We start from the raw sequence: 1,397 nt of genomic DNA on the forward strand, positions 1-1,397 counted from the left end.
CATCTATTGACAGTGAGGATGATGGTGGGTGTCCCGCAGCGGTCGTCCTGACTCGTCTGTTGACTGACCGTGGGTCTTGAGCTCGATCTGTCGGTCGGCTCGCTGCGGGACACTTGTGCACTCGCCGTGCAGAGGGTGTGACCTCATAGGAGCCTGTGCCACCAGGCACCCATCACTGTCTTGTCCGCTCTCCACTGACGGTGCGTGCCGCCCCGTTCCAGTTCACGAGAGAGGACGGCGATGACCACCATCGCACGAGAACATGCCACACACCAGGCTCAGAACCAGGCTCGCAACCAGACTGGTGACCCGATCGGGGACCAGGGTGGGGGCCAGGGTGGGGACCAGGCTGGGGTGATCGGGGGTGTGGACACCCACCAGGACACGCACACGGCCGCGGTGATCGACTCCGCCGGCCGGCTGCTCGGCCACCACCAGTTCACCGCCGACCGGTCGGGGTACGCGGCCCTGCTGAGCTGGTTGCACTCGTTCGGGCCGATCCTGATGGTCGGGATCGAAGGGACCGGGGCGTACGGGGCCGGCCTGGCCCGCCACCTTGACGATGACGGCGTGGCCCTGGTCGAGATCGACCGCCCGGACCGGAGGACCCGGCGACGGGCCGGGAAGTCCGACCCGATCGACGCCGAGGCCGCCGCCCGGACCGCCTGGACCCGAGCCCGCACCGGAACCCCGAAAGACCGCCACGGGCAGGTCGAAGCGCTCCGCAACCTACGGGTCGTCCGCCGCAGCGCCGTCGACCAACGCGCCGACACCGTCCGGCGGATCAAGTCGCTGATCATCACCGCCCCCGACGGTCTCCGGGCCCGGCTACGCACCCTGACCAAGCACCATCTCCTGGCCGCGTGCGCGGCCCTCCGCCCGGACCCGACCCGGATCGGGGACCCCGACCACGCCGTCAAAGCCGCGCTCCGGTCCTTGGCGCGTCGGCACGCGGCCTTGAGCGCCGAGATCGACGAGCTCGACACCCTGATCAAGCCGCTGGTCACCGACATCAACCCGGCCCTGCTGGACCTGCCCGGTGTCGGCCCCGACGTCGCCGGGCAACTGCTGGTCACCACCGGGCAGAACACCACCCGCATCCGATCCGAGGCCGCGTTCGCGATGCTCTGCGGAGTCGCCCCGGTCCCGGCATCCTCCGGCAGAACCCAGCGACACCGCCTCAACCGCGGCGGTGACCGGCAAGCCAACGCCGCCCTCTACCGCATCGCCCTGAGCCGCCTCCGATGGGACCCCCGAACCCGGGCCTACCGCGACCGACGCCTCACCGAAGGCCACTCCAACAAAGACGTCATCCGCTGCCTCAAACGCCACATCGCCCGCGAGATCTACTCAGTCCTCACCCACCCTTGACATCCATAGGAGCATCGAGCTGGCGC

1 protein-coding gene is annotated in these 1,397 nt (G+C 69.5%); it reads left to right on the top strand.

The window, feature by feature from the left end; genetic code table 11:
* The first annotated feature begins 312 nt into the window (after positions 1-312).
* Positions 313-1,371 (top strand): IS110 family RNA-guided transposase, encoded by a 1,059-nt coding sequence (locus tag IEX22_RS15270; protein ID WP_438816637.1) that lies wholly within the window; start codon positions 313-315, stop codon positions 1,369-1,371.
* The last annotated feature ends 26 nt before the right edge of the window (positions 1,372-1,397 follow it).

It is taken from the genome of Tersicoccus solisilvae, from assembly GCF_014643255.1.
Taxonomy (GTDB): domain Bacteria; phylum Actinomycetota; class Actinomycetes; order Actinomycetales; family Micrococcaceae; genus Tersicoccus; species Tersicoccus solisilvae.